This is a genomic window from Binatus sp. (SeqCode) (assembly GCF_036522015.1).
Classification (GTDB): Bacteria; Desulfobacterota; Binatia; order Binatales; family Binataceae; genus Binatus.
Map to the genome: position 1 here is coordinate 1 of NZ_DATDGQ010000274.1, position 14,351 is coordinate 14,351.

Consider the following 14,351-nt stretch of genomic DNA (forward strand, 5'->3'; position numbering starts at 1 on the left):
GAAATTGCGCAGTCCGGCGCCACGGCGAATTTCGAAGAAATTCGCCTCGGCAGCGTGCTCGCCGATTTGTGCAAGACCGACGAACCTTACACTGCACTCGAGGAATGGATCGCAGATAGGCTGACTACCGATGAACAGGGCCGCGTCAGCGAGTTCGCCGTCGGACCGCAGCAGGACGAGATCGAGGACGAAACCGCGAAAGTTTCCAACGATCTCGAGAAGTGCCGCGCGCTCGTCAACGACTACGTCGTTGCGCTCGAACGCCGCCGCCGCACGCGCGAAGTGGGTCGCCTCCGAGGGAGCGGCGCCGACGTCTCTGACGCGCAAGCCGTAATCGCTCTTCGACGCGAAGGCCGTGGCGGATGACCGAAAAACGCATGCCCATAAGTTTGACGAATGTTTAAGCGATCGCCCCTTAAGTCTGGTGCGCGAACTTGCTACCATCATAGCCACTTGATGCATCTGCGAGGGCCCATAGCTCAGCCAGGTTCAGAGCTGCCGGCTCATAACCGGCTGGTCCCAGGTTCAAATCCTGGTGGGCCCATCTCATTCGTGCCCGCGGCTCTGAGTGGCGGGCGGTTCTTATAATGCCGAAAAGAAACACTGAAATGAAACTTTGCGCGTCGCGCATAACTTTAGCGGAGAGACGAATTGCGTGAAGAGATAAACCGGCTGATGGACCTCCAGGTCATCGACCGGCAACTGAAAGAGTTGGAGCAATCGCTGACCTCGATTGCCGGGCGTGTCGACCAACTTCGCGATGAGAACCAGAGCCACCAAGCCGAGCTCGATCGCCTTACCGAACAAGACAAGGAAATAACCACGGCCCGCAAAAAGGCCGAGCGCGAACTCGCCGAGGGCGAAGTCCGAATCCGCAACAAGCGGATGCGGCTGACGCTGGTCCGCAACGACAAGGAACTGCAGGCGCTGACGCATGAGATCGAGTCGTTGAAGGATACCAATCAGCGCCTCGAGACCGAGTTGCTCACCTCGATGGAAGGCGCGGACGTGCGGACAGCGCGAATCAAGGAGCTGACCGAGGCGCTCGCCAAGGGCCGCGTCGATCTGGTCGCGGCGGAAAAGGAAATCGCCGCGGAGGTCGAGGAGCTCAAGGGCAACATCGGCAAGACGCGCAAGGCGCGCGAGAAAGTCGCCGAGAATGTCGACGCAGGCCTGCTCTCGCGCTACCAGATGATCTTCAGCCGTCGCGCAGGCGTTGCAGTTGCGAAGGCAACGGGCGGGACCTGCCAGGGATGCCGGATGCGTCTGCCGCCCCAGCTATACAACGAGATCCAGAAGCATCTGCAGATACACTTCTGCCCCAACTGCCAGCGCGTCCTGTACTACGAAGAGCCAGCAGCCGAAAAGGCGAGCTAGTATGGGAAGGGAGAGCGTTTTTATCGAATGGGGGACTGACGGAATAAATTCCGTCCTACGTTTCTGTTAGAGTAGGACGAAATTATTTCGTCGACTATCCCTCGGGCGAGATCGTCCAGTCGTCCCCTTCGCGAATCAGCTTGAACACTGCCGGCATCGGGATCGATTCCCAGAACGCGTAGCCAACGCTCGGTTTGAACGCATTGAGCGCCAGCGCGATCAGATTGCCATGACTCGCGAGGATCACCGTGCCTGCCGTATAGCGAGTCGCAAGTGTATCGAGGACCCGCACGACCCTCGCTTGCGCCTCACGGCTGGTCTCTCCTCCCGGCGGCGCATAGTCGAAGTCTTCCCATGAGCGCTTGAGATGCGCTCGCCATTCCGGCAAATCTAACGGCGATAATAAACGCTCCCGGAGATCATCGACGGTCTCGATGCTGAGCCCGCGCGCTTGTGCGATCGGCTCGATCGTCTGATGCGCGCGCAAGTAGGGACTCGAGTAGGCGGCGTCGATGCGCGCAGATGCAAGCGCGTCGCACAGTTGTTGCGCGTCGCGCATTCCTTTTGCGGTGAGCGGACGAGTGTATTCATCGAGGCCCGAGATTCCTGGTGCGACTGATTCCGCATGGCGGATCAGTAGCACGGAGAGTGATCGATTAGCGTCGCGCATGTTCTAAATTCCCTCGCCCGCTGCCTGATCCCTCGCCCGTTATTTTACGGGAGAGGCGGCCGGCCGCAACGCGGCCGGTAGGTGAGGGTGCTGCGGTTCAAGCTGGAAGCGTGCATCGGTTGGGCTCTTTTCTACGATCCTTTTCTCTCGTCATTCTGAGCGAAAGCTGCTGTAGCGAAGAATCTCGCCGGGCGCTCCTGCGGCTGGCGTACGCGCTTCGCGCGAGATCCTTCGCTGCGCTCAGGATGACGGAAAAAAACGGGCGCCAAGCATCGGAACCTACCCCTAACCCTTTCCCATAGTGGGAATGGGGACCGGACCGTCTGAATTCAATGCGTCAGTACTGCTCTGAACCGCACTTTGCCGGTTATCATGCGCTCGTACCCCTCCGCCGCGCGCTCGATCGGGAATGTCTCGATCATCGCGCGCACTCCCGTCTGCGCCGCAAACTTGAGCGTGTCCTCGGAGTCCTTCGACGTCCCCGACGGCCACCCGGTGATCGTGTGCTGTGCGCCAATCAACTGGAACGACGAGACTGCGAACGGGTCGGCACTTGCCCCGACGATAACCAATCTGCCGCGCACGCCGAGACCATCCACCAGCGCGCCGATCGCTTTCGGATCGGGCGCGGTGACTAGAATCACGGCGGCGACTCCTTCCTTGTTCAACTCCGCCGTCACGTCCTGCCTGCCGCTGTCGATATAGCGCCGAGCACCGAGCTTCAGCGCGAGCGTCTGCTTGTCTTCGCCGCGCCCAATCGCGACGACGTCGTAACCAGACTTGGCCGCCCACTGGATTCCCAAATGCCCGAGGCCGCCGATCCCCTGGATACCCACTAGGTCGCCCGGCCCCGCGCCGCTATGCCGCAGCGCGTTGAAGGTAGTGATCCCCGCGCACATCAGCGGCGCTGCCTCTTCCGGCCGCAATATGTCGGGAATATGCGCGAGCGCCTCGACCGGCGCAATTACATGCGCGGCGTAACCACCGTCATAGCTGATGCCAGGAATCTTCAGAAACCGGCAATTGACAAAATCGCCGCGGCGGCACGGATCGCATCGAAAGCAGTTTCCACCATGCCACCCGACACCGACTCGATCCCCGACTTTCCATTCACCGGCGTCCTCACCGAGCGCCTCGATCACTCCGGCGATTTCATGCCCCGGCGATCGCGGATAGCTGATCCCCGGCCACGCTCCCTCTTTGGTAAATAAGTCGCTATGACAAACCCCACACGCCTGCACCTTGATCCGAACCTGTCCGCGCGCAGGCTCGACGATTTTTTCGTCAATCAGCTTGAAGGGACCTTTGGCTTGTTCGACTCGAATTGATTTCATGTTGTTGTCTCCACATGTTCGAGTATCGGATGTGATCAGAATTACGCCCGAATCCATCTTGAGTCACTGCCATTTTAGCCGCCTCGCAAGTTATTCGTTCTCTTTCCCGCTTCCATTCTTGTGTCATCCCGAGCGCAGTCCGCGGAGCGAAGGATCTCGCGCGCGTTAGCGCGTCTGCCGGCAGGAGCCGAACGCAGGAGTGTTCGTCGAGATTCTTCGCTACGGCAGCCTCCGCTCAGAATCACACAAGTACGAGGCGAGACCGGATCCAAAAGATGCTACTCTTACACCGCCGGAGTGAGTCGGGCGCTCGCTTCCCTTAAATGGGAAGAGGAAAGTCCGGGCTCCATAGGGCAGGATGGCCGTTAACGGCGGCGCGAGGCGACTCGCGGAAAGTGGCACAGAAAATACACCGCCCGAAAGGGTAAGGGTGAAATGGTGGGGTAAGAGCCCACCGGCGCGCGAGTGATCGTGCGCGCATGCCAAACCCCATCCGGAGCAAGACCAAATAGGAGGCTGAGCGGCCCGCTCTTAAGGCCTCGGGTATGGTCGCATGAGCCGTCGAGCAATCGACGGCCTAGAGGAATGAGCGCCACCCGCAAGGGACACAGAACCCGGCTTACAGACTCACTCCGGTTTTTTCAGTGAACGTGCAATGTGCCGGCGTCGTGCATGCCGCCGGCCAATTCCCTCCTCCAACAAGGGAGGAGGGTTAGGGTGTAGGACATCTGTGCGGCGCGATTGTCCGCCGCGCCGCACACTCCGTGTCGGCATCGCAAACACGCAAGCATGAAAATTCCGGACCCCTTGGAGGTTCCGCTCGTGAAGACGTTACTTCCAACAATCCGCTCCCCCTTCCCGCTCGGGAAGGGGTTAGGGGTTAGGTTTGCTTGACGCCATCACAGTGCGCGCAGAATTTTCTAACGGTTTCAGGATCGTCGCGGCTGATAGCAGATAGCCGGATACTCTCGACAGTGCGGCGAGGTCGCGGACGCCGGCTTCGATTTCGGGGGCGATCGCGAGCTTCACCCTCTTCGGCAATTCGCGCGCGAACGCCGCCACCCGCTCGATCTCCTCGAGCGTCCGCTCACGATACTCCTCAAAATGATGCAGCAGGCGGCCGAAGCCGTTCGTTTCAGCACCATCCTTCGCCATCGAGGCCCTCAGTTCCGAAATTTCCGCCAGATGGCTCAGCGGACGCGCCGCCGATTCCGCGACCGCTGAACCTTCCTGCGCCACCCGCGCGGTTTCCTGAAAAGTCCGCTCGTCGAGGAATCGATTGATCACTATCGCCGACAGCTTGAGTCCCTCGGCGTCCATCTGCGACAACAGTTCGCGCGCCTGCCGGATGCGGTCAGGCTCCGCCGTGGTTACCATCACGAATTTAACCGCCGGCGAATGCAGCAGCGCTTCTGTCTTCTGCAGGCGGTCGATAATCGCGTCCATACGCTCGGCCATCGCCGCGAAAAAGTCCGTGATAGTCGAGAGCACGTTGCTGCCGGCGAAACGTTCGAGCTCGCGCACGACAAATCGCGCCGCCTCGCTGGCGACCTTCATCGCAATTCGGCCCGCAGAGAGCGACGGCGTGAATAGCCATCGCGCGGTGCGCGAATCGAGCAGGCGAATCATCTTCGCCGGCGTTTGCAGGAATTCAAACGAATGCGACGCTGGCGGCGTGTCCACCACTTCGAGCTCGAATGCTCCGGTCTGATGGAGATCGTACAACCGTTGCAGCGCGGCGAACGCTTCGGAGCCGGCGAACTCTGCCGTCAGGCTTTTGTAAAACGGATTGTCGAAAATTTTCTGACGCGTCGCCGCGTCCGTTACGAACCGCTTGATGACCGCGTCCCATTCGCCAGAAACGTCGAGCATCATCGCGGAAAGCCGAAGACGGTTGTCGAGGCCGGCAGCGGTGAGCTGTCGCGCGCCGATTTGCGTCGGCTCACCGCCAAGATGTGCGAGGCCGAGCGCGTCGCGCAGCCGCTCCGACGGATCGACGGTGATCACCGCAGTGTTGAGACCTCCCAAGGCCCCCGCCAGCCCCAGCGCCGCGGCAATAGTAGTCTTCCCGACGCCCCCCGTCCCCAGCAAAATCGTAATCGACCCTTTAGTAAGAAGCCCTTTCAACGATCATCTCCGCCCGGAAGCTAAAACATAGCAGCCCCACTCATGAGTCAGTAGGACGGAATTCATTCCGTCAGATCCCTCTCTCTGACGGAGCCGACAACCGTTGTCATCCCTCCACGCTAAGATATGAACGGTGAAAACGTGTGTTCGACGCCGTCGCTATCGAGGGTTAGAATCGATGGCGGATGGCGTGGAGGTGGTTTGATGGAGTTGGAAACGGTTGTGGCGGCGTTGGCCGTTCTGAGCGTCCTGTCGATTGCGGGGACTGTTGTCGTAATCCGCAAGCTGCGCGCGCTTCCCGCAAATGATTCCTTCGCGCGACTGGACGAGCGGCTCGATTCGATCGCGCGGAGTCTCGACGAAAAATTGACTCAGACGCGCACCGACCTCGCCGGCCGCCTCCAGCAGGCACAGGGCGATCTAAGTCTCGCAACCGCCGATCGGCTGTCGGAAGGATTTCTCGGCCTGAACGCAGCCCTGGAGCAGCATCTGTCGGCGGGGCGGCAAGAGCAGGCGAACTCGCTCAAGCTGGAAATTGCGGCGCTGACTACGCAGACCAGGGAAAGCATCGAGGGGATTCGCTCGGACGTCGGCGAGAAGCTCGCGGTGATCACGAATACCGTTGAGGTGAAGCTGGATCAGAATATCAAGGACGGCTTCGCGCAGTTCGAAAAAGTTCAGAATCATCTCAACGAAGCGCAGGAGCAACTGAAGAATCTCGGCGTGATCGGCGAGTCGATCAACGACCTGAACAATCTGCTCAAGATGCCGCATCTGCGCGGGCGATTTGGCGAGCAGGGCCTGGAGCGGCTGCTCGAAGATTTCCTGCCGCGTCACATGTACGATTTGCAGGCGTCGCCCGGCGGCGAAGGCTCGGGCCGCGTCGATGCGCTCATCAAGTTTCCTGACCGGGTGCTGCCGATCGACGCGAAGTTTCCGCGCGAGCAGGTACTTGCGCTGTTTGAAACCAACGATCCGCAGGCGCTCGATGCTGCGCGCGCCGAGTTCGAGCGCGTGATGAAAGAACAGGCCAAACGAATCGCGGGATATATCAGGCCCGAAGCGGGCACCACCGACATGGCGCTGATGTATCTGCCGAGCGAGACGCTCTACATGGAAGCGGTGATCAACGCGGAGCTGAGCGACTGGCTCAACAAGCGGCGGGTGTATCCGGTTTCGCCGAACACGCTAATCGTTACGCTGCAATCGATCCAGATGGTTTTCAAAATGTACGAGTACGCGAAGGGGCACGAACGCGCGACCGAGGAATTGAAAAAGGCGCAGAACGCATTCGGGCATTTCGAGAATCAGTTCGAGGCGCTCGGGAAGTCGTTGTCGAAAGCACAGGACGCATTCGAAGTCGCCAAGGGGCATCTGACCCGCTATCGCAATCGCGTCACGAATCTTACTGGCGAGCCGGCCCCCGAGCTTGAGTTTCCGCCGCCGCCGACCAACCTGCGCGAAATCGCATAACCTCTACTCTGACTCCTGATCCGACGGTGGCGGCGGCTTCAGTTGGCTGCGTTCCTTTCCTGCGACGATCCATCGCTCTACTTCGTGGCGCTCGCGCTTCAGGAATCCAGCAATCGCGCGTTTTAGGTCGGGATTTGAGACGTAGTGGATGCTTCTGGTCAGGGCGGGGTCGAAGCCGCGCAGCCATTTGTATTCGCCGCCGGCGCCGGGCTCGTAGCGCTGGATGCCGTGCAGGATCGAGTGCTCGATGCCGGCGTAGTAGCAGACGTTGAAGTGCAGGAAGCGGACCTCGCGGAAGCATCCCCAATAGCGGCCGTACATCACGTTGGCTTTCGCGAGATTAACCGCGCCGGCAATCAGTTCGCGGCCTGAATACGCTCCGATGAAAACCATGTTGCGTTTGAACGACCTGCGGATCAGGTCGAAAAAATCCGCGGTGAGATACTGACGGCCCCAGTAAAGCTTCTCGATCGTCGAGCAATAGATTCGGTACATCTCGGCGAAGGTCCGGTCGGAGATTTCCTCGCCCGCCGTTACGCGGATGTGAACGCCCTGGTCGTCCATCGCGGCGCGTTCGTGGCGGACCGCCGTGCGGCGCTTGTGCTTGAGCCGGTTCAGGTAGTCGTCGAAAGTCGCGAAGCCCGCGTTGTGCCAATGGTACTGGTAGCCTAGCCGCTCCATGAAGCCGATTGGTGCCAGTGCGGCGGCTTCGTCGGGTTCGCAGAAATTTACGTGCACGCTCGACAGCTTATTGTCTTCGCAGATCGAAGTTAGCGCGAGGCCAAGAAGATTTATCAGACGCGCTCGATCGCTACCCGGCGCAGTCAGGAATCGGCGCCCCGAGTGGGGGGTGAAAGGCACGCCGACCATTATCTTGGGGAAGTAGCGGAGGCCTGCGCGTTCGGCCGCGTCGGCCCATCCGTGGTCGAAGACGAATTCGCCCATGCTGTGGGTCTTCAGGTAAAGCGGGCAAGCAGCGACGATTTGTTTTTTTGGACCCTGGCGGACGATCAGATGATACGGCGCCCATCCGGTGTCACGCGCGGCCGAGCCGGATTGCTCCATCGCACGCAGCCAGTCCCATTCGACGAACGGGGAGTCGTCGGGGGCGAGCAGACTGTCCCACGCGTCGCGGGAAATCTTCCCAATTCCCTCGACGATTGCGACTTCCAATCGTGGCGCAGAGTCATTCACCGCAAACTTTCAATCCTTTCGATAACAACGGACAAAATTTCAGCCTTATCGCAACTGAACTGATTTTCGCCGGATGCTCACTAGGCATCGGCGAATTTGTTATTATATTTAGCAGACGGGGCGAGGCGCTCCGAGCGACAGAGGTGCGATGGCGGATTTCGTGCGCAAAATTTCGGCGCGAATCACCGACGGCGACGGCAATGGCGACGGCCGTAACGGCGATGGCGATACCGTCACCGAGCGCAAGACCCGCACCAAGTCGAAGACCGCCAAGCCGCCGCTCTACAAGGTGATTTTACTCAATGACGATTACACGCCGATGGAGTTTGTGGTCGAAGTTTTGAAAGCCGTATTTCACAAGCCGCATGCCGACGCGACGCGAATCATGTTGCATGTGCATCAGAACGGCATGGGCGTTGCCGGCGTGTATCCATTCGAAGTCGCGGAGACCAAGACGCATACCGTCGAGGAACTCGCGCGGCAGGCCGAGTATCCGCTCAAATGCGTGATGGAAAAGGAGTAACTAGCCATAGCTGCAATGCCTCCGTCCAATAACAACATTATGATCAGCCGCGAATTGCAGGTAACCCTGCAACTCGCGATGACGGAAGCCGTTAACCGGCGCCACGAGTTCGTGTGTCTCGAGCATCTGCTGTTCGCGATGCTGCATGACGTGACGACGACCACGATTCTGAAAAGCTGCGGCGCGGATTTGGAAGCGCTGCGGCGCAAGCTCGCGCATTACCTCGATAAGCAAGTCGAGCGGATGCCCAAGGGCGAGGAAGTGTCGCCGCGCTATGCGCTCGGAGTGCAGCGGGCGCTGCAGCGCGCGGCGCTGCACGTGCAATCAGCGGGGCGCCAGGAAATCACGGGTGGCAACGTGCTGGTTGCGATGTTCCATGAAACCGAATCGCCGGCGATTTTCTTTCTGCAGGAGCAAGGCGTCACGCGCTTCGACGTAATCAATTTTATCTCGCACGGGGTGTCGAAGGCGGGCGCGGAAGACGACGAGGACGGCGAGGAATCCGACGGCAAGGATTCAATCGAGGGCGACGGTCACGAACATGAAGGCGGTGACGAAGGCGGCGAGCGGAAAATGTCGCCCTCGAAGGCGCTCAACACTTACGCGATCAATCTGGCCAAGCGCGCGGCGGATGGAAAGATCGATCCGCTGGTCGGCCGCAAGAAGGAACTCGAGCGCGCCGTCCACGTGCTGCTGCGCCGGCGCAAGAACAATCCCGTATTCGTCGGTGAGGCTGGAGTCGGCAAGACGGCGCTGGCCGAGGGGCTCGCGCTCGCGATTCACAAGGGCGACGTGCCTGAGGCGTTGAAGGGCGTCGAGATTTACGCGCTCGACATGGGCGCGCTGCTTGCGGGCACTCGATTTCGCGGCGACTTCGAACAGCGGCTGAAAGCGGTTATCAAGGCTGTAGTCGGCGACTCGAAGCGAATTTTGTTCATCGACGAGATACACACTATCGTCGGCGCCGGAGCGGCGTCGGGCGGGACGATGGATGCGTCGAACCTGCTCAAGCCGGCGCTCGCGTCGGGCGATTTGCGCTGTATCGGATCCACGACCTACCAGGAATACAAGCGCTCGTTCGACAAGGACAAGGCGCTCGCGCGGCGCTTCCAGCGAATCGACGTGGTCGAGCCGACGCAGGACGAGGCGGTACAGATTCTCAACGGCATCAAGTCGTACTACGAGAAGCATCATAACGTCCGCTACACGAATTCCGCGATCAGATTGTCGGTCGAGCTGTCGGCGCGCTACGTCAACGACCGCTTCCTGCCCGACAAGGCGATCGACGTGATGGACGAGGCCGGTGTCGCGGGACATTTACGCGGCACGGGCACGACCGAGCCGGTGACAGTCGGTACGCGCGACGTCGAGCGCACGGTCGCGCGAATGGCGAAGATTCCCGAGCGCACGGTGTCGGCGACGGATCGCGGACGGCTGCAGACGCTCGACGAGGATATGAAGCAGGCGGTGTTCGGCCAGGACGAGGCGATCAACTCGGTCGCTCGCGCGATCAAGCTCGCGCGCTCAGGCCTGAGTCATCCCGACAAACCGGTGGGCGCGTTCCTGTTCGCGGGACCGACGGGCGTCGGCAAGACCGAAGTCGCGCGCCAGCTCGCGAAAGTGATGGGCGTCGAGTTCATCCGCTTCGACATGAGCGAGTACATGGAGCGGCACACGGTGTCGCGCTTGATTGGCGCGCCGCCGGGATACGTCGGTTTCGACCAGGGCGGCTTGCTCACCGACGCGATCAATAAGACTCCGCACTGCGTGCTGTTACTGGACGAAATTGAAAAGGCGCATCCAGACCTGTTCAACATCCTGTTGCAGGTGATGGATCACGCGACGCTGACCGACAATAACGGGCGCAAGGCGGACTTCCGCAACGTGATCCTCGTGATGACGACGAACGCGGGCGCGCAGGAACTGTCGCGTGCGATGATCGGTTTCCACGGCGGCCTGGGGCAAGGCAATCCCAAGGGCGTGCTCGAGAAGATGTTTGCGCCGGAGTTTCGTAACCGCTTATCGGCGACGATCGAATTCGCGCCGCTCAGTCCGGCGACGATGGAACGCGTGGTGGATAAGTTCATCGCGGAGCTGCAGGAGCGCCTCGACAAGCAGAAGGTCACCCTGACGGTGACACCAGCCGCGAAGAAATGGCTCGCAGAACACGGTCACGATCCACGCTTCGGCGCGCGCCCGCTAGGACGCCTGATCGAAAACGAGATCGCGCGCGAGCTCGCCGACCAGGTGCTATTCGGCAAACTGACCAAGGGCGGCAAGGCGACCGCGGACCTCGACGGCGACAAGCTCGCATTCTCGTACGAGCCAAATCCCGCAAGGCAACCAGCACCCGTCGCGTGATCTGATTCCCTCCTCCCACGAGGGAGGAGGGTTAGGGTGGAGGACAATTTTGCGGCGCGATTGGCTGCCGCGCCGCACTCTGCCGAACATACGCATATGGCTTACGAGCCAACCCTCCCGCGCGATACAGCTCGCAGACTGCGCACCAACGCCACGGAAGCTGAACAGAAGTTGTGGTCACAGTTGCGCAAAAGGCAGCTCTACGGATTCCAATTTCGTAGGCAGTACTCAATCGGCCCATTCTTTGTCGATCTCATTTGTCTGGAAGCGAGACTGATTATCGAAGTTGATGGTGCACAGCACGCAGATCAGAAAGAGCAGGACCAAAGCCGGAGCGAGTTCTTGCACGCCTGTGGATATAATGTGCTGCGATTCTGGAACTTCGAGGTACTGAGCGATGTCGATTCAGTTGTTGAACGGATCGCGGTGGTGCTCCGACAAACGCAGCGCAGAGGTGAGCAGGAGAAATAATGCTTGCGGCGCACACAGACAATTGCGCCGCAATGGTCCTCCACCCTAACCCTCCTCCCACGTGGGAGGAAGGAATCAGATCGTGAGATTCGCGGCGGTTAGGCGTTGTTCGAGAATCGGGAGGCGGTCGTGTCCCCAGAACGGTTCGCCTTCGAACAAGAATAGCGGGACGCCGAAGACGTGGTCGGCGGCGGCTTCGTCCTGCGCACGTTGGTAGGCTTGGGCGCCATCACCTGACAGATATTTTCGATAGTCGCCGGCGGACATGCCGAGATTTGCGATCACATTCGCGACGGCATCAGCATCGTCGGCTTCCAGCTCGCGTTTGAAGAACATCTCGTACACCTTGCGGCTGTAATCGAGCAGGCGGCCTTGCTGCTCCGCAAAGAGACCGCCGATTAGCGCGGGCGTCGTATCGTAAACTTTCAGCGGGCCGCGAATTATCAAGCCGCGTGGCTTGGCCCATCGGCGCGCGTCGAGATACGAGTAGCGCGCCTTGTGCTCCGAGTAGAGACTGCGCTCACCTTTGCCCTTGATTCGTAGCTGGAACGGAATCCATCGCAGGCGAATGCGATAGCGCTGCTCGAGCGCGAACGCCGGATCGAATGCGAGGTAAGCGAACGGACTCTTGTAGTCCGAGTACATTTTCACTGTTTTCAGTGAATTCATGCCAAGAATTTTAGATCTGTCCCGCGGGTTTTTGCAGCACCGTGGGGTGCACAAATTCAGCGCCGCCAGTTTCGGGATGATCGATGTTGTAGTGCAGGCCTCGCGATTCGCGCCGGCTCATCGCAGATCGTACGACCAGCTCCGCGACCTTCGCCAGGTTGCGCAACTCGATCGTGTCGGCGTCGAGCAGATGGTCCCAGTAGTAGCTGTGAATCTCGTCCTTGACCATCAGGATTCGGCGCAGCGCGCGCTCTAGGCGCCGGTCGCTGCGCACGATGCCGACGTAGTTCCACATCAGGCGGCGAATCTCGTCCCAGCTCTGCGTGATCATCACGCGCTCTTCGCTGCGAATCGCGCGCCCTGGATCCCATTCGGGAAACTCCGGCGGTGCTCCGCCTCCCGACATGACGATTTCGCGCGCCGAGGCGAATCCGCGACGGCCCATCACTGCGGCTTCGAGCAGCGAGTTCGACGCGAGCCGGTTGGCGCCGTGCAGTCCGGTCATCGCGACTTCGCCGGCTGCGTACAGGCGCGGAATCGAGGTGCGTCCGTCGAGATCGGTCTGCACGCCGCCGCACATATAATGAGCGGCCGGCACCACCGGAATCGGCCCTTTGGTCAGGTCATAACCGAAGCTTAAGCATCGCTTGAAGATATTTGGAAACCGCCGTTTGATGAAATCGGCCTCGCGATGGCTCAAATCGAGGTACACGAAGTCGAGCCCGTGACGCTTCATCTCGGAATCGATCGCACGCGCCACCACGTCGCGCGGCGCCAGCTCGGCGTCGGGATGGTAGCGCTTCATGAACGCGGTGCCGTCGGGCAATTTCAGAATCGCGCCCTCGCCGCGCAGCGCCTCGGAAATCAGAAACGACTTGGCGGCGGGATGATACAGGCAGGTCGGATGGAACTGGTAGAACTCGAGGTTCGCGACCGACGCGCCCGCGCGATACGCCATCGCGACGCCGTCGCCCGACGCGATGTCGGGATTGGTCGTGTAGAGATAGACCTTGCCAGCGCCGCCCGTCGCGAGCATCGTCGCGCGCGAAATCACTTTGCGGATCTCGTGCGTGTTGCGATCGAGCGCATAGACGCCCCAGCATGCGCCGGGCCTGCCCGCGCTCGGAGTCTCGACCAGCAGATTGATCGCGACGTGATTTTCCAGCGTGCGTATATTAGGCCGCGCAGCCGCCGCCTCGGTCAGCGCGCGCATTATCTCCCGGCCGGTGAGATCCTGCGCGTGAAGTACGCGGCGATGGCTATGTCCGCCTTCCTGGCCGAGGTCGTATTCGAGCTCGTTGTCGTCGGGACCGCCGGCCTCGACGCGCGTGAAGCGAGTGCCGAGGCGGATCAGCTCGCGCACCGCCTCGGGACCTTCGCGCACGATCGTCTCGACCGCGCCGCGATCGCACAGTCCGGCGCCCGCGCGCAGCGTATCCTCTATATGCGATTCGAATGAGTCGTCGACGCTCCAGACGCTCGCGATGCCGCCCTGCGCGTACGCGGTGTTGGCCTCGGAGCTGCCGGCCTTGGTCAGCACCGTGACGCTGCCGACCTCCGACGCCTTGAGCGCGAAGGTCAGGCCCGCGATGCCGCCGCCGATTACCAGGAAGTCGCTGAACAGTTGCGCGTTATGCCTCATCAGGTGGCCTCAGTCTTTGCCCGCGGTGAATCGCGGAACAGCGTTGTGTCAATTTGACGCTACTCGGTCTGCGCGCGGCCAGTCAAGGCGATCGAGCGCTTGCGATTTGCCCCCTCCAGCCGATTCAAATATTCTTGAGGACGCGGATCGAAACGAAAAAACCTGAGATTCGTCTAGAAGCTGAGGCCAAAATCTCGTGCCGATGACGCCGCCAAATATTGTCACGCTGTTCCGGATCGCCACCGCACCGTTCCTGATCTGGATCCTGATGCATACCGGGCCGACCGCGTCCTGGCTCGCGGCGGGCGTGTTCTTCATCGCGACCATCAGCGATTTTTTCGATGGCTACCTCGCACGCAGCTACGACTACGTCACCACGCTGGGCAAATTTCTCGATCCGATGGCCGACAAGCTGGTCGTCACGACTGCGCTGATCATGCTCGCCGGGATGGCGCGATCGCCGCACGTGCCAGCCTGGATGGTGGTGGTGCTGGTGTCGCGCGAAATAAT

13 protein-coding genes, 1 tRNA gene and 1 other RNA gene are annotated in these 14,351 nt (G+C 60.6%); 9 read left to right on the forward strand and 6 right to left on the reverse strand.

What is annotated here, in order from left to right; translation table 11 throughout:
* The 3 genes from VIW95_RS11785 to VIW95_RS11795 form a co-directional block, all read left to right on the forward strand.
* Positions 1-366 (forward strand): hypothetical protein (locus VIW95_RS11785; RefSeq protein WP_331586672.1); only part of this gene is annotated, 366 nt, incomplete at its 5' end.
* Positions 367-468: 102 nt separating this feature from the next.
* Positions 469-544 (forward strand) — tRNA-Ile (locus VIW95_RS11790).
* Between the two features lie 107 nt (positions 545-651).
* Positions 652-1,377 (forward strand): zinc ribbon domain-containing protein, encoded by a 726-nt coding sequence (locus VIW95_RS11795; protein WP_331586674.1) that lies wholly within the window; start codon positions 652-654, stop codon positions 1,375-1,377.
* A 94-nt stretch (positions 1,378-1,471) separates the two neighbouring features.
* Here the strand turns inward: VIW95_RS11795 and VIW95_RS11800 are convergent, their stop codons facing one another.
* Together VIW95_RS11800 and VIW95_RS11805 are read right to left on the reverse strand one after the other, a co-directional pair.
* Positions 1,472-2,047 carry a histidine phosphatase family protein gene (locus VIW95_RS11800; RefSeq protein ID WP_331586676.1) on the reverse strand — a complete coding sequence of 192 codons (576 nt, stop codon included), beginning with the start codon at positions 2,045-2,047 and terminating at the stop codon, positions 1,472-1,474.
* 329 nt (positions 2,048-2,376) lie between these two features.
* Positions 2,377-3,381, reverse strand: coding sequence for an alcohol dehydrogenase (locus VIW95_RS11805; protein WP_331586678.1), 1,005 nt, complete (start codon positions 3,379-3,381; stop codon positions 2,377-2,379).
* Between the two features lie 294 nt (positions 3,382-3,675).
* Here VIW95_RS11805 and rnpB point away from each other — a divergent pair.
* An RNA gene (rnpB, locus tag VIW95_RS11810) (RNase P RNA component class A) lies at positions 3,676-4,019 on the forward strand.
* Between the two features lie 235 nt (positions 4,020-4,254).
* Here the strand turns inward: rnpB and VIW95_RS11815 are convergent.
* Positions 4,255-5,508, reverse strand: coding sequence for an ArsA family ATPase (locus tag VIW95_RS11815; RefSeq protein ID WP_331586680.1), 1,254 nt, complete (start codon positions 5,506-5,508; stop codon positions 4,255-4,257).
* A 204-nt stretch (positions 5,509-5,712) separates the two neighbouring features.
* Between VIW95_RS11815 and VIW95_RS11820 the strand changes: the two genes are divergently transcribed.
* Positions 5,713-6,981, forward strand: coding sequence for a DNA recombination protein RmuC (locus tag VIW95_RS11820; protein ID WP_331586682.1), 1,269 nt, complete (start codon positions 5,713-5,715; stop codon positions 6,979-6,981).
* Between the two features lie 3 nt (positions 6,982-6,984).
* Here VIW95_RS11820 and VIW95_RS11825 read toward each other — a convergent pair whose 3' ends face one another.
* Positions 6,985-8,175 (reverse strand): GNAT family N-acetyltransferase, encoded by a 1,191-nt coding sequence (locus VIW95_RS11825; RefSeq protein ID WP_331586684.1) that lies wholly within the window; start codon positions 8,173-8,175, stop codon positions 6,985-6,987.
* Between the two features lie 148 nt (positions 8,176-8,323).
* On the opposite strand from VIW95_RS11825, the gene clpS reads away from it, so the two are divergent.
* From clpS to VIW95_RS11840, 3 genes are read left to right on the forward strand one after another with little or no spacing between them, the layout of a single operon-like run.
* Positions 8,324-8,698: an ATP-dependent Clp protease adapter ClpS gene (gene clpS / locus VIW95_RS11830; protein ID WP_331586686.1), complete on the forward strand. Its 375-nt coding sequence runs from the start codon at positions 8,324-8,326 to the stop codon at positions 8,696-8,698.
* Between the two features lie 15 nt (positions 8,699-8,713).
* A complete protein-coding gene (gene clpA, locus VIW95_RS11835; RefSeq protein WP_331586688.1) occupies positions 8,714-11,059 on the forward strand; it encodes an ATP-dependent Clp protease ATP-binding subunit ClpA in 2,346 nt (781 codons plus the stop codon).
* A 36-nt stretch (positions 11,060-11,095) separates the two neighbouring features.
* Positions 11,096-11,530 (forward strand): endonuclease domain-containing protein, encoded by a 435-nt coding sequence (locus VIW95_RS11840; RefSeq protein WP_331586690.1) that lies wholly within the window; start codon positions 11,096-11,098, stop codon positions 11,528-11,530.
* Positions 11,531-11,605: 75 nt separating this feature from the next.
* On the opposite strand, the gene VIW95_RS11845 is transcribed toward VIW95_RS11840, so the two are convergent.
* Positions 11,606-12,199 (reverse strand): 2-hydroxychromene-2-carboxylate isomerase, encoded by a 594-nt coding sequence (locus tag VIW95_RS11845; protein WP_331586692.1) that lies wholly within the window; start codon positions 12,197-12,199, stop codon positions 11,606-11,608.
* 10 nt (positions 12,200-12,209) lie between these two features.
* Positions 12,210-13,841 (reverse strand): L-aspartate oxidase, encoded by a 1,632-nt coding sequence (gene nadB / locus VIW95_RS11850; protein ID WP_331586694.1) that lies wholly within the window; start codon positions 13,839-13,841, stop codon positions 12,210-12,212.
* A 202-nt stretch (positions 13,842-14,043) separates the two neighbouring features.
* Here nadB and VIW95_RS11855 point away from each other — a divergent pair.
* The coding region (locus tag VIW95_RS11855; protein WP_331586696.1) for a CDP-alcohol phosphatidyltransferase family protein at positions 14,044-14,351 on the forward strand (308 nt) is incomplete at its 3' end.